The organism is Bacillus cereus group sp. BfR-BA-01453, assembly GCF_022662915.1.
Lineage (GTDB): Bacteria > Bacillota > Bacilli > Bacillales > Bacillaceae_G > Bacillus_A > Bacillus_A paranthracis.
On sequence record NZ_JAKUEN010000027.1, the window covers coordinates 1 to 20,144 of the forward strand.

The window sequence follows — 20,144 nt, forward strand, 5'->3', positions numbered from 1 at the left end:
TACCTCATTTCTATCGTTGATTCCATTATAACGAGGTTTTTTGATAAAAATACACAAAAACCCCGAATCATGGGGCTTTTTTTTAGTGTCCATGATTCGGGGTACAGTTCATCCATAGAGAACTGCTTCTTTTTTATTCATTGTCGTTAGACGATGTTTCTGTGTCTTCATTGCTATTTTTATTTTTTACTTCATTGTTACTTGATTCGCGTTCACTTGAATTTTCAGATTTAGATTCTTTTGTTTTCTCTGTATTTGTTTTCTTCGAATCAGAGTCTGTTTTTGTATATGCAGGTAACCCGAGATGAGCACGAAGATCGTTTGTAACTTTTGCTAATTCTTTTTTATCTGGATTGTAGTAATACGTTCGGCCGCCACCAGCGGATTTGCTACATGTATCGTCACCTTTTTCCATATAGCAGTCGTCACCTTGAATTTGTAATTTCTCGATTTCTGAATCCGATCCGTACTTATAGAATGAAAGCATATCATCAAATGTTAAGTTTGTAACGAATTGTCCGTTAATATCATCAATGATGTTGCCAACTTTTGTTACAGAACCAACACTTGTTAGTTTCTTTAAAATAGCCTCGATAACGAGTTGTTGACGTTGTCCACGCATTGCATCACTATCAATGTGTCTTGTTCTAGCAAGAGCAAGAGCTTCTTCGCCATTTAACTTTTGAACACCTTTTTCTAGGTGAATTGCCTCTGCATTATCATTGCTATCTTGCTCAGTAAATTCAACTGGTACATCAACTTCAATACCGCCCAAGTCATCGACGATTTTTATAAATGATTTAAAGTTAAATTTCACAAAATAATCGACAGGAACATTCATTAATTTTTCAACTGCATCAATGCTTGCTTGTGGTCCACCATTTTTTCCGTTTTTAGCAGAACCGAATGCATGAGCGTGTGTAATTTTATCTTTTTTCTTTTCTATTGGAATATAAGTATATGTGTCACGTGGGATACTTAATAGTTTTACAGTTTTGCTATCTTTATTAAACGTTGCAAGCAAAAGCGCATCTGTTCTTATAGCGCCACCATATTCTTTTCCCCGGACATCACTTTCATCAACACCCATTATTAAAACAGAGACATTGTTTGTAATAGGTTTTACAGCTTTATCACGTAAATCAGATTTATCACCGCGCGCTAAATCATGTGCGGCATTTCGAACAGCAGAAGATGCTTTATTTACTAAAAACCAAGTATAACCGCCACCTACTATTAAAAAGAATAGTATAACGCTTATAATAATTTTTATTTTTTTCTTACTTTTCTTCGGTTTACTGCGTGTATTTTCTTGCAAAGATGGGTTTTGCTCCATTTCCTGTACTCCTTCATTTGGATTGAAATACGACACTCATATCCACTTATTATAATGAAATTTAGCGAAAAAAAACATTACAAATCATTTACATTTCGTAAAAATTCAATTTATTTATAAAAAGTCAGATTTTATATATTTTATTTTTCAGATGTAGAATAAGTATAAGGTTTTTTAGTAGAAATGAAAATATGTATTATGAGAAAGTAATAGAGAAGTAAGATTTGTTGAAATATAGCCAAGAAGAAATGAGTAGGTTTACTAGTTTCTTCTATATAATAAAGAAGAATTTGACGGATAAAGGAGAGAACATAATGAATCATACATCATTCCGAGCAATCGTTGTGAACGAAACAGAAAGTAAGCAGTTTGTAAGAAACGTTGTAGCGAGAGAAGTAAGTAGTTTACCTGAAGGGGACGTATTCATACAGGTTCATTATTCTTCATTAAATTATAAAGACGCTCTTTCAGCCACTGGTAATAAAGGTGTTACGAGAACATATCCTCATACGCCAGGAATTGATGCAGCAGGAGTGGTTGTGAGTAGTAAAGATGCTACCATTAAGGCGGGAGATCAAGTCATTGTAACGGGATATGATTTAGGGATGAATACTTCTGGTGGTTTCGGAGAATATATTCGCGTGCCGGCATCTTGGATTGTCTCTTTACCAGAGGGAATGTCATTAAAGGAAAGTATGATGTACGGGACCGCCGGTTTTACCGCCGCTTTATCAGTATATAAGCTTATTAGAGCAGGAGTAACGCCTAGTATGGGCGATGTTTTAGTAACGGGTGCTACAGGTGGCGTAGGAAGTGTAGCTGTTAGTATTTTAAGTAAGTTAGGGTTTAGCGTAGTAGGAGCGACAGGAAAAATGGAAGAGGAACAGATGCTACTACGTCTAGGAGCGAAAAAGGTGATTCATCGCGCAGAATTGAATGATGAATCAGGAAGACCAATGCTTAAAGGAATATACGCCGGAGTTATCGATACTGTAGGTGGGCACATGTTAGAAACAGTTTTAAAAACGGTAAAGTATGGCGGATGCATAACGACATGCGGTAATGTGGCAGGCCATGAATTACAAACAACGGTATATCCGTTTATTTTGCGAGGCATAAGCCTTTTAGGGGTAGATTCTGTGCAATGTCCAGTAGATGTGAGAAGTGATGTGTGGACGCTCTTAGCAAATGAATGGGGAAATAAAGAGTTACAATCTTATACAGAAGAATGTACATTAGAAGAGCTAGATGAGAAGTTTACACTTATATTGCAAGGAAAATTAAAGGGAAGAACTGTTGTAAATATGAAATAAGAAAAGAGACGCTTACATTAGCGTCTCTTTTCTTATTATAATGATTGTTTTAAATGGACTTTACTTTGTTCACCTAAAACACCATCAGCGATATTTACAGCGTGATCGCCAATGCGCTCTAAGTTACTTACCATATCAACGAAGATGATACTTGCATCACCTGAACAGCTACGTTCATTCAGACGTAATACGTGACGTTTACGAAGAACACGTTCCATTTGATCGATTTTACGTTCTTTTGCAATAACTGTTTGAGCTAGTTCAGTATCGAAGTTTGTTAAAGCTTCAACTGCGTCTTGTAATGTTGAAATCGTTAACTCAAGCATTTCATTTAATTCAGCTAGTGCTTCATTTGATAGGGAAACACGGTTTGAAATTTGGAAATCAACAAGTTCTACAAGGTTTTCTACATGATCACCGACACGTTCAATATCGCCAACGACACCTGCTAAAACGGAATGTTTTTCAGAATCTGTAGGTGAAAGCGGCTTTTCTGATAGTAAAACTAAATACTCGGTAATTTTTTTATCTAAGTTGTTAATAGCTCCTTCTAATTGAGTAGCCATGTCAGCGTGTTTTTTATCTTGTGTGTTTAAAAATTGGTTTGCTTCTTTTAATCCATGTAATGAAAACTCAGCCATACGAATAATCTCTTTTTGTGCTTCAGTTAAAGCAATAGCTGGAGATTGTTCAATAAAGATTGGATTTAAATGTTGCGGTTTGAAATCAATAGCAGCATCTTCCCCGCGAATAATTTTCGTTACAATCCATGCTAATACAGCGATGAATGGGAACTGAATAATTGTATTCGTTACGTTAAATGTTCCGTGTGCAAATGCAATTGTCATCTCTGGATTTAAGTTTAATGACGTTTGGAAGTATTGAATTAAATTTGTAAAAGGTATTAATAAAATTGTAAAGATGATTGTACCGACAATATTAAAGATAACGTGAACTAATGCTGCGCGTCTTGCAGCAATTGAAGTACCGATTGCTGCTAATACAGCTGTAATTGTTGTACCGATGTTATCACCGAATAATACAGGAAGGGCAGCTTGTAAATCGATTGCACCTTGACCGAATAGTTCTTGTAAAATACCGATTGTTGCACTTGAGCTTTGTACAATTAAAGTGAAAACTGTACCAACAACAATACCTAAAATTGGATTATCACTCATGCTAACCGTTAATTCTTGGAATGATTCTAAAGAGCGAAGAGGCTTCATACCTGTGCTCATTAGTTCTAAACCGAAGAATAACATACCAAAACCGAATATAACTTGACCTAAAGAATGTACTTTTTTATTTTTAAAGAAGAATAGTAAGATAGCTCCAACTGCCATAATTGGAAGAGCATATTCTCCGATTTTAATTCCAATAATAAATGCAGTAACTGTCGTACCGATGTTCGCACCCATAATAACACCGATTGCTTGTCTTAATGTCATAAACCCAGCACTTACAAGTCCGACTGTTAAAGCGGTTGTTCCTGAACTTGATTGGATTAATACGGTAACTAACATACCTGCTAGTACACCCATCAGTGGGTTTGTTGTAAAGCGATCTAGAATATCACGAAGACGATCTCCAGCAGCTTGTTGCAGTCCATCGCCCATGTATTTAATTCCGAATAAGAAAATACCTAATCCACCAATGAACTGGAAGATCATATCTTGAACATTGTATTCCACGCATTCCACTCCTTAAATTTCATGTACGATGTAATTATTAACTAAACCGTGAGACACTGTAAACGATTTATCAGTAAAATTTACACTAAATTTACAAAGAGATAAAAAGTTTACAATTCTTTAAAGAAACAGCTGTATTTTATTGGTTTTTATCTTTTGTAAATCGTATTTTTGTAAAGAAATCACACTCTTTAGAATAGTGTTTTTCATTTGTATATGAAGGAAAGCGTCTGTGAGTTCATCGTATATTTTTTGATGAAAGGTAAAAAAATATGTAGGAAAATGCATGTAGTTTTATAAAATCAAAAATACGTAAAAAAGCCACTGGAATTATCCAGCAGCTTTTTCCGTATTTTTGTCACCATGCTTTTGTTTTTTTACACTTGTAATGTAAATGAACAGGAAAGCAATAAGTAGTAGAGAGGAATAACGATATACAGTTGCGTAGTTTGTAAAATGTGCAATGAATCCAAAAATAATCGCGCCAGCACCAATTCCAAGGTCAAATGCTGAGAAGAATGTAGCTGTTGCGACTCCTCGTCGGTGCGGTGCTACTCGGTCAATCATCCACGCTTGTAGTGCAGGTTGAATCGCTCCGAAACCACTTCCGTAGCATGCTGCTGCAATAATTAAGCTTGGAATGGTAGTTGTATACGACAATAAAATAATCCCTGTAAACGTAATAATAACTCCTGGAATAATTACGAAGGAATGACCTTTCGCATCATATAACTTTCCGGAAAATGGACGAGTAACAGCGATTGCAAGTGCATTAAATAAGAAGAAGAGGCTTATATCAGCAATGCCGACTTCCGTAGCAAATAACGTAATAAAGCTTCCGATTCCCCCGTACATTAATGTAATACATAATATTAATAATGAAGGAAGTAAAGCTTTACGTTCAATAAATCCATCAAGGAAGGTACCAGATGTTTGCTGTGGTGATTGCGGCGATTTTTTGATTTGAAGTAGTTTCGTTAATATTAATGAAACAATTGTACAGGAAAGTGCACATAAAAAAAGAATCGTGAAGTTATATGTTTGCATAAGCCAAAGTCCGATAAGTGGACCGAGCGCCATTGCAATCGTTCCAGAAAGACCGAAATATCCCATGCCTTCACCGCGGCGAGCTTGCGGAATTAAATCTGAAACGACAGTTCCATATGTAGTCGTTGTAATACCAAAACCAGCTCCGTGTAAAATTCGAACGGCAAGCAATAGGAAAACAGTTGAAGCGAAAAGATAACTACCCATAGCGAGTAAACAAATAGCAGTACCGATCATTAAAATGATTTTTTTGCTAAATTTTTGCAAGGCATTTCCAGTTAGCGGTCTAACAAAAAGTGCCGCAACAGTAAACATACCGACAACAAATCCAATATTGGAACTTGTACCTCCAATTTCTTTCACATAAACAGGTAAAGTCGGAATTAACATTTGAAATCCTAAAAACATACATAAGTTTGCTAGAATTAGCGCAACAAATTCTTTCGTCCATAACGGTTCTCGTTTTACGAGTATTGCTTCTCCCATATATTCATCCCCTATATAAAAATTTCTGTTTTCTTTCGAGTATATGTATTGGCCAATGAAACAGTCAAGGAAGGTGCCTTGAAAACGTACAACAATTTTCGAGGTAAAAAACTGACAAATTTGTGGAAAGACTACACAACTATGAAAAAAAGATGTAAAGTATAGATGTATAGACTGGTAGTTGTTATGAATGATAGAAATTGTTTTTTCTTTAAAGAAAGCGGATTCAAAAAGTAGTGAATGAGAAGGGGATATATACTTTTTCACTACATATATTTGAAAAGGTTTACAAAACAATGAAGAAAGAGGCGTGTACATATGAGACGATTAGGTATTTCTATTTATCCAGAACATTCAACAGTAGAGAAAGATAAGGAATATTTAACATTAGCAAGTAAATACGGATTTACACGTGTATTCACATGCTTATTGTCTGTAGATGGAGAAAAAGAGAAAATTATAGAAGAGTTTAAAGAAACGATCTCTCATGCAAATGCATTAGGGTTCCCAGTATTAGTTGATATTAGTCCAGCTGTTTTTGAACAACTAGGTATTTCGTATAATGATTTATCATTCTTCCATGAACTAGGTGCGTACGGTATTCGTTTAGATGTTGGTTTCTCAGGATTAGAAGAATCAATTATGACGTACAATCCGTATGGCTTAAAAATTGAGATTAATATGAGTAACGGTACGAAGTATGTAGATAATATTATGAGCCATAGACCAAATCGTGAAAATTTAATTGGTTGCCATAATTTTTATCCGCATCGTTATTCTGGATTATCATACGATCATTTCATTAAATGCTCGAAACAATTTAAAGATTACGGTATGAGAACGGCTGCTTTTATTTCATCATTTGATGCAACATATGGACCTTGGCCCGTAACAGAAGGATTATGTACGTTAGAACAGCATCGTGAACTGCCAATGACAACACAGGCGAAGCATTTATTTGCGACAGAATTAATTGATGATGTTATTATTGCGAACGCTTATGCATCAGAAGAAGAATTACAAGCACTAGGTGCATTAAATAAAGAGAAACAAACATTTGATATAGAGTTATATGATACAACGACAGAACTAGAAAGAATTATCGTATTAGATGAACCTCATTTTTATCGCGGGGATGTATCTGAATATATGATTCGCTCGACACAAAGCCGTGTGAAATATAAAAAAGAAGAGTTTAAACCTCATCATACACGTGAAATTAAGCGTGGCGATCTTTTAATTGATAATGAGCAATATGGCCAATATAAAGGTGAATTGCAAATTGCATTAAAAGATATGGTGAATACAGGAAAAACAAATGTAGTTGGTCGAATTGTAGAAGAAGAGATTTTCTTACTAGACTATTTACAAGCATGGGATAAATTCGGATTTACATTAAAGAAATAGATAAATTTAAAAAAGGAAAAAACTACTGACCTCAGCAGCTTTTTCCTTTTTATATAAGTGCGAGAGGAAGAGCTATGACAAAGGTGCATCAGCGATTAGTTTCTATTTTAGAGGAGTTTTTAGAAGAGAAATCGATGTTAAATCGAGCTTTTTTAGCGAGCCGTTTACATGTATCAACGAAGACGATTCAAAAAGATATAAAATTATTAAATAATATATTGGAAGAAAATGGAGCGAAAATTGAATCGCAAAGAGGGACTGGATACGAACTAGAAATTATACAAGCGAAGAAGTTTGAAGAGTTTTGCGTGAGTCTATTTCAAAAACAGACAGAAAAAATCCCGACTTCTTATGAAGAAAGGGTAGCTTACATTCTGCAACGTATTTTAACGACTGAGGGATATGTGAAGCTTTCACAGTTAGCAGAGGAGATTTATGTCAGTAAATCGACAGTAAATTTAATTATGAAAGATGTTACAGATATATGTGGTCGCTATCAATTACAAATTGAAAAGAGACCGTATTATGGTATACGTATTGTCGGAGAGGAGTTTCATATTCGTTCTTGTTTATCACAATATGGTTTACCGCGTTATGACCATACTCCGTTTCATGAGCAATTTGAGCAGAGTGATACATACTTATCGTTACCTCATATACCGCTTATCCGTTCGGTTATACTAAAGTATATCGAAGGAGGAGCGATATATTTATCAGATATAGAAATTGATAATTTAGTCATTCATATTGCAATTGCATTAAAGCGTTGTGAAGATCAACATTATATGAAAGGACTACATGTAGAGCAAGCTGAACTTATCATAAAGAAAGAATATACAATTGCGAAAGAGATTTTAGAGGATTTAGAGAAAGAGTTGCATCTTTCATTTCCAGAAGAAGAAGTTTTATATGTGACGATGCATTTATTAAGCACTGCTGTTACAACGAAAGATCGTTATGAAAATGTGGAAGAACTATTAGGAAAAGATCTATATGCATTCATGCAACATATTCTTTTTAAAGTAGCGGAAGAACGGAATCTTATTTTTTATTATGATGAAGAATTATTATTTGGGTTTGGTGTTCATTTAAAAACGTTATTAAACCGTTTGAAGTATAAGTTAAATACGAGAAATCCTCTTTTGGCAGAAGTGAAAAAGAATTATCCGTATGCTTTTGAAATTGCGGTTCTCGTTGGAGATATAATTGGTGAATACACGGGAGAATCGATTCCGGAAAGTGAGATTGGTTATATTGCGATTCACTTCGGCGGAGCGATGAGCCGTTTACAGGAACAGAATCAAAAGAAAAGATGTTTATTAGTTTGTGCGACTGGTCAAGGAAGTGCTCAATTATTGAAATATAAAATTCTATCACAGTTCCGAGATAAATTAGAGATTTTAGGGATTACAGGTTATTATCAATTGAAAGTAGAAGATCTCTACAAAGAAAAGATAGATTGTATTATTAGTACGATTCATATACCAAGTGGTTTACCTGTGCCTGTTATAAAAGTAAACTCAATATTTGATGATAAAGAGATTAAGTCAATTGGTCAGCAGTTATTTACGCATGTGAATACTAGTGTGCAGCAATATATGAAGGAAGATTTAATCTTTTTAAATTACAGTGCTTCTACGAAGGAAGAGGTTATCCAATTTTTATGTGAGAAAGCTGCTGAAAAAAATTATGTACCAGAAAACTTTTATGACTCTGTTATGGAAAGAGAGAATACATCCCCTACAGCGGTTGGGAATTTAGTTGCGATTCCACATCCGATGCAGTTATTAAGTGAGAAAACATTTTTGATGTTTTGTACACTTGATAAAGCGGTTGACTGGGGAGATAAGAAAGTACAAGTTATTATTTTATTTAGTGTAAAGCGCAATAATAATGAAGATTTACAAAAGCTTTATGATTTTTTATATGATATTATGTCTAATCAAAATACGATAGAGAAATTAGCTCAGGCTGAAGTGGTTGAAGATTTTCAAGAGATATTATTATCGTTATAAGAGAAGTATATAAAAACTTCCGTTACATAACGGAAGTTTTTTATGTTTAATTGTATGCGTTTTCATAATAAGATAACAATATAGAAAAAAGATGGCTTGGGGGAATTTAAAATGACTGATATGCAAACTCCATTTGCGTTAATTTTACATGGTGGCAACGCGAGAAGCGCGTCACTTGAAGCAATTGCTTTTGCAAGACAAGGAGATTTTGAGAATGCGAGTGAAAAGATGAAACTTGCTAGGGAAGAAATTTCAGCAGCTCATCGTATTCAAACAGACTTAATTCAAGAAGAAGCAAGAGGAAATCATGCAGAAATCAGTTTACTGTTAGTGCATGCACAAGATCATTTAATGAATGCAATTACAGTGAAAGAACTTGCGGAAGAATTTATCACTCTTCATAAACGAATAGAAGAGAAAGTGACAGTATAAGATGTACATTTTATTATGTTGTGCAGCAGGCATGTCAACGAGTATGGTTGTAAGAAAAATGCAAGAAGAGGCAATGAAACAAGGGAAGGATTATAAAATTAAAGCAGTTGATTCAGAACTTGTGAAACTGGAAATAAAAAATGCTGATGTTGTTTTAATTGGTCCGCAAGTGAAATATTTATTTCCAGCCGTAGAGTTTCTTGCAAATTCATACAATATACCAGTTGCGATTATAGACCAACGAGATTATGGCATGTGTGATGGTTTGAAAGTATTGAAACAAGCAGAACAATTAGTTTTAGCATAATTATATTTTTTTAAATATAAACATTATAATGTTATAACTTTATTTCATTCTTTCATAGAAAAGAGAAAGAGGAGGGGTTTTGATGAATGGTTTTATGAGTTTTATGGAACAAAAGATTATGCCAACAACACAAAAGATTGCCGGACAGCGACATTTATTAGCAATTCGAAACGGGGTTATTTCTACATTACCGTTAACGATTGTCGGATCATTTTTCGTTATCTTTTTAAACTTACCAATTGATGCATATATGGAGTGGATTGCACCGTTTCGCCATATTTTAGATATTCCATTCCGATTTACAGTAGGACTAATGGCATTATATGCAGCATTTGGGGTAGGGGCTTCGCTCGCGAACTTTTATCAGCTCAATCAGTTAAGTGCAGGGTTATTATCTGTACTCGCCTTTTTACTAGCATCAGTTGAACCCATTCAAATTACGAAAGCCGTACCAGGTGTTATTGATGCAGGTAGATACATTTCAGTAGGAACATTAAGTGCAACATCTTTATTCGGCGCAATTGTTACAGCTTTAATTGCAGTAGAAATTTATCACTTTATGATTAAGCATAATATCTCAATTAAATTACCAGATAGTGTACCACCAGCAGTTTCAAATTCGTTTGCAGCATTAATTCCAACGTTAGCAGTTATTCTTTTATTCTGGGGCATTCGCTACGGTTTAAAATTTGATGTAAATACAACAATCACATATTTAATCGCACCACTAAAATCAGTATTAGTAGGAAATAATTTATTCGGCGGTTTATTAACAGTATTCTTAATCGTATTCTTCTGGTCATTCGGTATACATGGCCCTGCGATTTTAGGACCGATCATTCGTCCAATGTGGGATTCTGCAATTCTTGAAAATATGGAAGTATTCACAGCTACAGGAAATGCACATCAATTACCAAACTTATTTACAGAGCAATTTATTCAATGGTTCGTATGGATTGGTGGATCAGGCTCAACGTTAGCTTTAGTAATTATGTTTATGTTCTCTAAATCTAAGTTCTTAAAAGAGTTAGGTAGATTATCATTCGTGCCAGGCTTATTCAATATTAATGAACCAATTATTTTCGGGGCACCAATTGTAATGAACCCAATCTTAATTATTCCGTTCGTAATTACACCGTTAGTTACAACGACAGTATCATATTTCGCAGTTGTTTCAGGTATGATTCCGATGATGATGGCGAAATTGCCATTTACGATGTTAGCGCCAATTGCAGCGGTTATTAGTACGGACTGGACAATTATGGCTGGTGTACTTGTACTTGTTAACTTTGTTATCTCATTCGTTATTTACTATCCGTTCTTCAAAATGTATGAGAAACAACAATTAGCAGGAGAGGAGAAAGAAAAATGCTCGGAGCAATTATCATCTTAATTACATTTGTAGCGGGGCAGTGTATTGCACATTATTCAAAATGGGTACAAAGTAAATCTTTATTAGTTTTACTACTAGTATCAATTGTATTTATCGGTAGTTCAATGGGTGCCTATGTAATGCTAAGCTTACAATCACCGTACGTAATTATTGTACCAACGATTTTATGTGCAACATGTTTATCTGCAAAATATAGATTTACGAGCATGGCATTAATACAACGTGTGAAGGAGATGCAAAAGCATGGAGCGTAAATTAGGAATTTCACTTTATCCAGAGCATTCAACGAAAGAAAAAGATATGGCATACATTTCGGCAGCGGCACGCCACGGTTTTTCAAGAATATTCACATGCCTATTGTCTGTGAATCGTCCGAAAGAAGAAATTGTAGCTGAATTTAAAGAAATTATTCATCATGCGAAAGATAACAATATGGAAGTTATTTTAGATGTAGCTCCAGCTGTCTTTGATCAGCTCGGTATTAGTTATAGTGATCTATCATTTTTCGCAGAGTTAGGTGCAGATGGTATTCGATTAGATTTAGGGTTTGACGGATTAACTGAAGCGAAAATGACAAATAACTCGTACGGCTTAAAAATTGAGCTAAACGTAAGTAACGATATTGCATACTTAGAAAATATTCTTTCGCATCAAGCGAATAAGTCAGCTTTAATCGGTTGTCATAACTTCTATCCGCAAAAATTTACTGGACTTCCATACGAATATTTCATTCGCTGTAGTGAACGCTTTAAAAAACATGGTATTCGCACGGCAGCGTTTATTACGTCACATGCAGCTAACATCGGCCCATGGGATATTAACGACGGATTATGTACATTAGAAGAGCATCGTAACTTACCGATTGAAGTACAAGCGAAACATTTATGGGCGACAGGGCTTATTGATGACGTTATTATCGGAAATGCTTATGCGAGTGAAGAAGAGTTAGAGAAACTAGGAAACTTAAATCGTTACATGTTACAGTTAAAGGTACACTTTGTAGACGAGGCGACTGAAGTAGAGAAGAGAGCCACGCTACAAGAATTACATGTAAGACGCGGCGATATAACAGAATATATGGTACGTTCTACAGAAGTACGTAAGAAATACAAAGACTATGACTTCCCGGTGCGCGAAAGTGTACGACAGGAAAGAGGGCAAGTTGTAATTGGAAACAACTCATTTGGTAAGTATAAAGGCGAATTGCAAATCATTCTAAAAGAAATGCCGATAGATGAACGGAAAAATATTGTCGGTACAATTGTAGAAGAAGAGTTATTCTTACTAGATTATGTAGGAGCTTGGACGCAGTTTACTTGTGTGGAATAGGGGAGAGAAGGAGAGGATGCTGTGGCATCCTCTTTTTTCTGTTGAAATGGTAGTCTATCGTATATAGAATGCAAAGAGATAGACTTAATTTGGACGGGAGAGAAGGAGATGGAAGAGTATATAGATGATTTATTAAGGCGGATGGATGATGAAGAAGCAGGTATTCGGCAATGTGCGTATGAAGAAGCGAGGGAGTTAAATGATTTATCGCTTTTTTCTTGTTTCCAAGAGAAAGTAACGGAAGCACGAAAAGTATATATAAAAACGAGCCTTTATTTTTTAATTACACAACTTGCAATAAATACTAGAGAGATGTATATTGCAGATTATTTGATAAATCGGTTAGAAAGTGAAGAAAGCAGGGTAGTGTTGGATAGTATGCTTATAGATTTAAGTAAATTATCTGAAGCGAGCAATGCACATAAAATTATTCCTTACATATATCATAAAAATAGTGGAGTTCGTTATTCCGCTGTCATTGCTTTAAAGTTGTGTAAATCGTTAGAAGCAGAAGATGCCTTATTGAAGTTACTTACAGTGGAAGAGAATCGAGATGATATTGTAAATATATGTGCTACTTTACATGAGATTGGAACAAAGCGATCAATTTTATCTTTAACGAAACTTTTACACAGCGATAGTGCTTATATTCGTTCGGCAGCCATTGAGACTTTGGCAGAAATCGGAAGAACAGACTTACAAATAGTTTATATTGATTCTTTATCTGATAGAAGTGTCATGGTGAAATATGAGGCCATTCGAGCTATTTATGCATATGGAGATGAAATGGCGATTAAGCCAATTTGCGAACGTGTAACGAAAGTTGTTTCTAGAAGACGTAAAAATCAAGTAGAGTCTATTGATGAATCAGAAATCCTCATCGCTCTTCGTTTCTTACATAAGTTTGCTAATCATGAAGAAGTTCTAAAGACATTTGATAAAGTGTACAAAAAACGTGGAAACTTGTTTATGTCGGAGAGGAAATGGCTTCGAGATAATATTACTTACTTTCAAGAGAAAGAAAGAATGTAAGAATCATAAAAAAAGAGTCAGCCTCAATGAGACTGACCCTTTTTTTACAAACTAGTTTAATACTTTAACTGTAACTGTTTTACGTCCCCAGTTACTTGATGTACCTTTATCAGGCATTAAAACATCGATTTTGTTTCCTTTAATAGCTCCACCAGTATCACCAGCGATTGCTACTCCGTAACCTTCAACCCATACTTTTGAACCTAATGGAATGACACTTGGATCAACCGCGATTAGTTTCATGTTTGGATTAGCTGTTAAGTTGTGACCTAAAGCTGATTTTACTTGGTCGCCTGCTTTATAACCATTTTCCAGTGGATCTGCTGTGTAAGCTGTTGCTACAACGCGTAACTCACGAGAAGATGATGGTGCACTTGTTTCAGTTTCTTTTGCAACAGGTTGTTGTGTAGCTGGTTTTTGAGCTTTAGCTGCTTCACGAGCTTTAGCTGCTTCTTGAGCTTTAGCTGCTTCACGAGCTTCAGCTGCTTCTTGAGCTTTAGCTGCTTCACGAGCTTTAGCTGCCTCTTGAGCTTTAGCCGCTGCTTGAGCTTCAGCTGCTTCTTGAGCTTTAGCTGCTTCACGAGCTTTAGCTGCTTCTTGAGCCTTAGCTTCTGCTTGAGCTTCAGCTGCTTCTTGAGCTTTAGCTTCTGCCTGAGCTTTAGCTGCCTCTTGAGCCTTAGCTGCTTCACGAGCTTTAGCCGCTGCTTGAGCTTCAGCTGCTTCGCGAGCTTTAGTTGCTTCCTCCGCTTTAGCTTTTGCTTGCGTTTCAGCTACTTCACGAGCTTTAGTTGTTGCCACGGCTTTAGCTGTATCTTGAACTGTAGTTGTTTTTGCAGCTTTAACTACTGGTTGAACTTTAACTGGAGCTTTACCTGTTAAGTAAGGAACGTGAACATAAGCTGTTTTTCCGTTATATTCAAATTGGATCCAACCATTTTCAACTTGGTGTGTTGTTTCGATTACGTCATCTTGTTTCAATTTACCAAGAATCTCTGAGTCTGTGTTTGCACCAGCACGTACGTTTAATACGTTAGCTGTTACGTAGTAAGTGTCTTTTGTGTAGTCAGCACTAATGAAAGCTTCTTTACCGCTATTCAATTTCACTTTTGACCATCCGTTTTCTGTATGTAAAACGTTAACTTTATATCCATCTAATAATTTTCCTACAACTTTTGATTCAGTAGTTGGGTTTTCTCGTACATTTAGTACATCAGTCGTTACAATTGTTTCTGCTTTAGCAGATGTTGTGAAAATCCCAAGACCAAAAACCGCTGCTGTTGCTATACCCATAAATTTTTTCATAATAGCCTCCATTGCATTTGTTTTCGTTGACCTCATTATAGCAACCATTATTTTCTTATTTGCGAAAAACATAAAATTACAAAGCTTTCGTAACGGGTCATTAATATTTTGTAATAATTCCAGTAATATCCTAAAAGCGCTTTCTTATAGTTTTTAGGGGAGGTTTGAGCATGTGATGCATAAAAAAGGTAGTATTTCAATTTCTGATAGGTTAATATTATTTCTATAGTATTACGTAATTATTTCGTAATCATTACAAAAATGGCGTATTTTGCTGTCGGAACAGAAAAGTAGTTATGTAAAAATAACTATTTTAGTTGTGGAGAAATAAAAATGAGGTGAAATTTAATAAAATATCGCTATAATTGTTACAAAATAAGTCGAGGTATGGAAAAAATTACGCCTTGATTTTCGACTTTCACATAGTATTTTTGCAATAATAGGATTCTATAATAGATTTAGTAGATTAAAATAATGAAAGATGTTTATAACGTGAAACATATATAATAGAAGAAACATGATTTAATAGATAAATAAAAAACGTAGGAGTGTAAACTCCTACGTTTTTGTTTATTCATATCGTAAACATTCAATTGGATCCAGTTTTGCAGCTTTGTTAGCTGGCAGTGAATAAAATTAATATCATTTGAAATTAAAAACTTTTACATAAGGGATTGCGTAAGCTGATTGAAATAGTAAGTAACTGTCTTTTAAATAAGGGGGAGGATTTTTTTGATTTGAAGGTGATAAAAATATAGTAGATATTTGCTTTGAATTACAAATAATTGAATGAAGCTATTTTTTTAGAATTGCAAACTAAATATAGAACAAAGGTTCGATTAGTGGTAAAATATTCATACAGATATGCTGTAGTATTCTTGGGGAATTAGGTGTGTGATTTAATTGATACGAATAATTACGATGGATTTAAAGAGGATTAGATCTTGCTTAAGAAGTATTGGTAGTTTCATTATATTTTTATAAATAGGAGAAATGAGGATATGCAGAAGGGAGAAATTAAAAAATAAAATTTAGTAATGATAAATTGGAAAGTAGTTTAGTAAGAAAGCATTATCCTGTTAATGGTAATGGAGGATTTTGGATATGAAAAAAGAGGAAATCGTTAAGCTATTTATAAATACAATAGTAAAGATAGCGCCAGAGAAGTTAGATGAATACATAGAAAAAATTAAAAGAAATAGCCATTCTTCTAAATAAATAGGCTATTTCTTCTCGTGCTTCATATGATTTTTATTTAATGCCTGAGCGATAGAAAGCATTTGTTCTAATGCTATATCTTTTTCATTTTTTGGTAAAGGTTCTAGCCATTCCATAATTTCTTTAAATTTTTCATATTTGTGTGCATTTAAATCGATTTCTTCACTTTCTCCATATAAGTAGTCAATAGTAACATTAAATCTTTTTGAAACCTTTTCTAATGTTTCTCGTCCAGGAAAAGCTTTCCCATTTTCAAACTTAGAAACAGTTCCTTTCGTTAAGTCAACCTCTTTCCCGAATTGTTCTTGGCTTAGCTTATTATGTATTCTAATTTGTTTTAATCTATCTTTTATTTCCATTATATATTGTCTCCCCTTTAAACGAGTTTCCAAAAATAACTCTTATTTTTATTATAAAGTTTTCAGATAGAAAACGTAAAGAGGAAAGGGTTGATATAATTTGAAGCTATGTAAAGAACTGTTTGATCCTTCAATTTGTGAAATACGTAAGGTTAAAGAAAGGGAATACAAAACTTTTCATAGCATAAAAAAATTTTTAAGTATTTGGTTTCACTGTATGAAACTAAACTAGAAGAAATAGATTCTCATTAGAAAAATGCTTTTGTTTTAATAAGCAGATTGAATTATGTTCTCCAATAAATATAGATTGTTTTTTTAGTAAGAAGAATTTTATACGAAAATAAATTATATTCTTAGGAGGTTTTTAATTTGGAACAACCAATTTTATTATCAATTATGGATAAAGAAACAGAAAAGAAAATACAAAAAGTAGTTATAAGTATTTTGAAGGAACATCGTGCATTAAAGGTGCGTTTTGGAGATGATGTTGTGCAACAGCAGGGGGAAATTGATTTGTTTCCTGAAATTTGTAATACTAAGCAAATTAATCAAATGAAGTATAGACAAGTTGAAAAAGCTTTAAAGTATAGCTTAGATGAGGACGAGAGAAACATTATTGAGATGAAATATTTAAGCGATCAAAAACTAAGAGATGATTATATTTATCATGAATTATTAATAAAGAAAGATTCTTATTATGAGAAAAAAAAGAATGCCCTTCGTTTAATAGCTACGGCTTTAGGGGTGATTTGAGCATCATAAGCAAATTTTTATTATATCTGAATAGAAGGATGGTTAGGTTTTTTGGTGGATCTGCATGATGATCAATAAAGATAGTAGAAGGAGAAAATTCCGATGAAGTGAGGGACAATTAAGGGGAATTTCTAAATATGGATGAATGATAATCTTAGTATCAGAAGGGGGAAATAAAATCCCTTCTGGTGAATAAGCGTTCCACCAGAATAGAACGTACTCGGGTTATTGTACAGTGATGCTTTTATATGGTCACCATGCACTTTGTTCGCGTAGATAACCAGCGGGGCCTTGGAGGTAAGAGTACTCCTGTATGGTGTATGTATTGCTCAACTTTGTAGATATTATCTGAGCTAAGCATGAAAATGGTTCTTTTTTATTTCATGTATGTTTAATCTCCTATATCTAAGTAAGTTTGAGAATGGGAAGATAATATTTTTAAGGGTTGAATAAGTTTATATACTCTTAAACTTATTACATTTAAAGTAGCGAAATAGCTTTTGATGTATTAGGTAAAAGAGTAGTACAAGGAGGATGATAAAGGAAGAAAATATGTATGCACTATTCCTGGATTGACAGGTTTAGAAAAGTATATAAGTAAGTAACTATAAAAGTGCTAAGCGTAGATTAATCAAAAATTAACTAGTATGGAAAAGATTATTAAAGATAAAAAACTATCCCTCTTATAAAAATAAATCTTAATGACTTAATAAAAAGCGAAGAGAGACATTTGTCTTTCTTTTTATTTGAACAAAGAGAAAGGAACGTGGCTCATATTGCTAGTTTAATAAAGATATTTGGAGCGACATTTGGAGCTTTTTGTGGGTATTTCTTTGGAGGGTTTGATATTTCATTAAAAGCATTGGTAATAATGGCAGTTATTGATTATCTGTCTGGAATGATTGCGGCAGGTTATAGCGGAGAATTGAAAAGTAAAGTTGGCTTTAAGGGCATTGCTAAAAAGGTGATGTTATTTTTATTAATTGGAGTTGCAGCGCAGTTAGATGCATTATTTGGTAGTAATAGTGGAATTCGAGAAGCAACAATCTTTTTCTTTATAGGAAATGAAGCATTATCGGTTTTGGAAAATGCTGGTCGTATAGGAACTAAGCTTCCAGCAATATTAACCAGTGCTGTTGAAGTTTTAAATAGTGAACAAAAACAAAAACAAGAACATGAAAAGGAGAAATGAAGTAATGGGACACATTGTAGATATTTCAAAATGGAACGGTAATATAGATTGGAGTGTAGCGGCTCCTCAGCTTGATTTAGTTATTGCTAGGGTGCAAGATGGCTCAAATTACGTAGATCCTATGTATAAAGAATACGTTCAAGCTATGAAAAATTATAAAGTACCGTATGGAAACTATGCATTTTGCCGTTTTACGTCTATTGCGGATGCTAAGAAAGAAGCGCAAGATTTTTGGGCACGAGGTGATAAAGGTGCATTGTTTTGGGTTGCAGACGTTGAGGTTAAGACAATGGGTGATATGCAAAGTGGGACGCAAGCGTTTATCGATGAATTACGCCGTTTAGGAGCAAATAAAGTTGGTTTATACGTAGGGCATCATACTTATGAAGCGTTTGGTGCAGCGAATATTAAAGCTGATTTTACATGGATTCCACGTTATGGTGGGAATAAACCAGCTTATCCTTGTGATATTTGGCAGTATACTGAGACAGGAAATGTATCTGGTATTGGTAAATGTGATCTGAATTATTTAATTGGTAACAAGTCATTATCTTGGTTTCTTGATGGAAATGTTGATAACAAGGAGCAACAAAGTCGACCAGTAGGTATTGGAATCGCTATTTCAAAATATCCTGTTGGATACGAGGTGAACTTAAATACAAACCCAACTGATTTTATATTTTCGGGTAATTCTATTAAAGATAAAAACCCATATTTAATTTATAAAGCTTGGTGGATCCCAGAATACATGATTAATTTCGGCGGGGATCAACAATGGGCAAAATTAGAGCATTTCGATGTTCAATGGTTTTATGCTTATTCAAAATATCCTTCTGGTTATCAAATTAGACATTACGATGGACCCAATGGAAAGGATACTGGTTTTGTAGATGGTAGCGAGCCATATCGATTATTTGGGCGTCAAGATGGACATGTTGATATTGGTGGGAATCGTTGGATTCGTGAAGAACATGTAGTAATTAGATAATACAAAAGGCCAACTTATTTAAGTGGCCTTTTATATTTTTATTAAATATTACTAGGATCGTTACTTTATATAAATTAATAGAAGAAAAGGTAAGGTGATATATATGATGGGTGCATTTGTGAATACGGATATGAAAGAAAATGTAGAAAAGTCATTTTATGCATATAATGAAGCTTCTTTTACATCAGTTAAATCAAATGGAGGCGTGGAATATCCGCCCCAAACGATTCTTATAAAGGAAAAAAGAAACAATGGTTGGTGGAGAATTCAAACTTGGGAAGGAGACAAATGGATTAATTTAAATGGTGAGAAGAAATATGTAGAAAAATTATTCTATACGTACAATGAGCCATCATTTGTATCTCCAAAAGGAGGTCAAGGGCAAGTCTTTTCAGCACAAGAGTTACTGGTTATTGATGGAACGACAAGTGGTTGGTTAAAAATTATTTCTTATGAGGGAGAGAAATGGATCAATCCAAATGGTGAGAAGAAATATGTAGAAAAATCATTCTATACGTACAATGAGCCATCTTTTGTATCTTCA

General features: G+C 34.3%; 17 protein-coding genes and 1 pseudogene. 13 read left to right on the plus strand and 5 right to left on the minus strand.

Annotated elements, in window-relative coordinates:
• Window positions 1-133: 133 nt before the first annotated feature.
• Window positions 134-1,336, minus strand: coding sequence for an LCP family protein (locus tag MR070_RS26090; protein WP_098667873.1), 1,203 nt, complete (start codon window positions 1,334-1,336; stop codon window positions 134-136).
• 314 nt (window positions 1,337-1,650) lie between these two features.
• Between MR070_RS26090 and MR070_RS26095 the strand changes: the two genes are divergently transcribed.
• On the plus strand, window positions 1,651-2,649 hold the full coding sequence (locus tag MR070_RS26095; RefSeq protein ID WP_242262261.1) for a YhdH/YhfP family quinone oxidoreductase: 999 nt from the start codon (window positions 1,651-1,653) through the stop codon (window positions 2,647-2,649).
• 35 nt (window positions 2,650-2,684) lie between these two features.
• On the opposite strand, the gene MR070_RS26100 is transcribed toward MR070_RS26095, so the two are convergent.
• A complete protein-coding gene (locus MR070_RS26100) occupies window positions 2,685-4,340 on the minus strand; it encodes a Na/Pi cotransporter family protein (RefSeq protein WP_242262262.1) in 1,656 nt (551 codons plus the stop codon).
• Window positions 4,341-4,670: 330 nt separating this feature from the next.
• The gene (locus MR070_RS26105) at window positions 4,671-5,873 is read right to left on the minus strand and encodes an MFS transporter (protein WP_000503265.1); all 1,203 of its coding nucleotides are present in this window, start codon (window positions 5,871-5,873) and stop codon (window positions 4,671-4,673) included.
• A gap of 318 nt (window positions 5,874-6,191) precedes the next feature.
• On the opposite strand from MR070_RS26105, the gene MR070_RS26110 reads away from it, so the two are divergent.
• The 8 genes from MR070_RS26110 (at window position 6,192) to MR070_RS26145 (ending at window position 13,788) form a co-directional block, all read left to right on the plus strand.
• Complete coding sequence (locus tag MR070_RS26110; RefSeq protein ID WP_242262263.1) at window positions 6,192-7,280, plus strand: DUF871 domain-containing protein; 1,089 nt, start codon at window positions 6,192-6,194, stop codon at window positions 7,278-7,280.
• Between the two features lie 74 nt (window positions 7,281-7,354).
• The gene (locus tag MR070_RS26115) at window positions 7,355-9,295 is read left to right on the plus strand and encodes a BglG family transcription antiterminator (RefSeq protein WP_242262264.1); all 1,941 of its coding nucleotides are present in this window, start codon (window positions 7,355-7,357) and stop codon (window positions 9,293-9,295) included.
• Between the two features lie 111 nt (window positions 9,296-9,406).
• Window positions 9,407-9,727 (plus strand): PTS lactose/cellobiose transporter subunit IIA, encoded by a 321-nt coding sequence (locus MR070_RS26120; protein WP_000131335.1) that lies wholly within the window; start codon window positions 9,407-9,409, stop codon window positions 9,725-9,727.
• Between the two features lies 1 nt (window position 9,728).
• Window positions 9,729-10,034: a PTS sugar transporter subunit IIB gene (locus MR070_RS26125; RefSeq protein ID WP_000275647.1), complete on the plus strand. Its 306-nt coding sequence runs from the start codon at window positions 9,729-9,731 to the stop codon at window positions 10,032-10,034.
• A gap of 82 nt (window positions 10,035-10,116) precedes the next feature.
• A complete protein-coding gene (locus MR070_RS26130) occupies window positions 10,117-11,427 on the plus strand; it encodes a PTS sugar transporter subunit IIC (protein WP_001013055.1) in 1,311 nt (436 codons plus the stop codon).
• Entirely contained in the window at window positions 11,403-11,681 is a 279-nt protein-coding gene (locus tag MR070_RS26135; RefSeq protein ID WP_000900037.1) for a hypothetical protein, read from the plus strand. Before MR070_RS26130 ends, MR070_RS26135 begins: the two co-directional genes overlap by 25 nt.
• Window positions 11,671-12,756, plus strand: a complete 1,086-nt coding sequence (locus MR070_RS26140; protein WP_044791222.1) for a DUF871 domain-containing protein — start codon at window positions 11,671-11,673, stop codon at window positions 12,754-12,756. The genes MR070_RS26135 and MR070_RS26140 overlap by 11 nt, the downstream gene beginning before the upstream one ends.
• Window positions 12,757-12,864: 108 nt before the next feature.
• Window positions 12,865-13,788, plus strand: a complete 924-nt coding sequence (locus MR070_RS26145; protein ID WP_000393381.1) for a HEAT repeat domain-containing protein — start codon at window positions 12,865-12,867, stop codon at window positions 13,786-13,788.
• 51 nt (window positions 13,789-13,839) lie between these two features.
• Here the strand turns inward: MR070_RS26145 and entC are convergent, their stop codons facing one another.
• Together entC and MR070_RS26155 are read right to left on the minus strand one after the other, a co-directional pair.
• Complete coding sequence (entC, locus tag MR070_RS26150; protein ID WP_138322450.1) at window positions 13,840-15,213, minus strand: cell wall-binding protein EntC; 1,374 nt, start codon at window positions 15,211-15,213, stop codon at window positions 13,840-13,842.
• A gap of 1,100 nt (window positions 15,214-16,313) precedes the next feature.
• The gene (locus MR070_RS26155) at window positions 16,314-16,667 is read right to left on the minus strand and encodes a helix-turn-helix domain-containing protein (protein ID WP_000402993.1); all 354 of its coding nucleotides are present in this window, start codon (window positions 16,665-16,667) and stop codon (window positions 16,314-16,316) included.
• A 369-nt stretch (window positions 16,668-17,036) separates the two neighbouring features.
• Here MR070_RS26155 and MR070_RS26160 point away from each other — a divergent pair, with 369 nt between their 5' ends.
• From MR070_RS26160 to MR070_RS26175, 4 genes and pseudogenes are all read left to right on the plus strand, one after another.
• Window positions 17,037-17,420 (plus strand): ArpU family phage packaging/lysis transcriptional regulator, encoded by a 384-nt coding sequence (locus MR070_RS26160; protein ID WP_075396506.1) that lies wholly within the window; start codon window positions 17,037-17,039, stop codon window positions 17,418-17,420.
• 766 nt (window positions 17,421-18,186) lie between these two features.
• Window positions 18,187-18,612 (plus strand): phage holin family protein, encoded by a 426-nt coding sequence (locus MR070_RS26165; RefSeq protein ID WP_000930102.1) that lies wholly within the window; start codon window positions 18,187-18,189, stop codon window positions 18,610-18,612.
• A gap of 4 nt (window positions 18,613-18,616) precedes the next feature.
• Window positions 18,617-19,600 carry a glycoside hydrolase family 25 protein gene (locus tag MR070_RS26170; RefSeq protein WP_242262265.1) on the plus strand — a complete coding sequence of 328 codons (984 nt, stop codon included), beginning with the start codon at window positions 18,617-18,619 and terminating at the stop codon, window positions 19,598-19,600.
• Between the two features lie 103 nt (window positions 19,601-19,703).
• Window positions 19,704-20,144, plus strand: a pseudogene (locus MR070_RS26175) (C40 family peptidase); the annotation flags it as partial.

Coding starts and splice junctions, on each gene's coding strand:
- MR070_RS26090 (WP_098667873.1), bottom strand. CDS start 1,336: ATGGAGCAAAACCCATCTTTGCAAGAAAATACACGCAGTAAACCGAAG.
- MR070_RS26095 (WP_242262261.1), top strand. CDS start 1,651: ATGAATCATACATCATTCCGAGCAATCGTTGTGAACGAAACAGAAAGT.
- MR070_RS26105 (WP_000503265.1), bottom strand. CDS start 5,873: ATGGGAGAAGCAATACTCGTAAAACGAGAACCGTTATGGACGAAAGAA.
- MR070_RS26110 (WP_242262263.1), top strand. CDS start 6,192: ATGAGACGATTAGGTATTTCTATTTATCCAGAACATTCAACAGTAGAG.
- MR070_RS26115 (WP_242262264.1), top strand. CDS start 7,355: ATGACAAAGGTGCATCAGCGATTAGTTTCTATTTTAGAGGAGTTTTTA.
- MR070_RS26120 (WP_000131335.1), top strand. CDS start 9,407: ATGACTGATATGCAAACTCCATTTGCGTTAATTTTACATGGTGGCAAC.
- MR070_RS26125 (WP_000275647.1), top strand. CDS start 9,729: ATGTACATTTTATTATGTTGTGCAGCAGGCATGTCAACGAGTATGGTT.
- MR070_RS26130 (WP_001013055.1), top strand. CDS start 10,117: ATGAATGGTTTTATGAGTTTTATGGAACAAAAGATTATGCCAACAACA.
- MR070_RS26135 (WP_000900037.1), top strand. CDS start 11,403: ATGCTCGGAGCAATTATCATCTTAATTACATTTGTAGCGGGGCAGTGT.
- MR070_RS26140 (WP_044791222.1), top strand. CDS start 11,671: ATGGAGCGTAAATTAGGAATTTCACTTTATCCAGAGCATTCAACGAAA.
- MR070_RS26145 (WP_000393381.1), top strand. CDS start 12,865: ATGGAAGAGTATATAGATGATTTATTAAGGCGGATGGATGATGAAGAA.
- MR070_RS26155 (WP_000402993.1), bottom strand. CDS start 16,667: ATGGAAATAAAAGATAGATTAAAACAAATTAGAATACATAATAAGCTA.
- MR070_RS26170 (WP_242262265.1), top strand. CDS start 18,617: ATGGGACACATTGTAGATATTTCAAAATGGAACGGTAATATAGATTGG.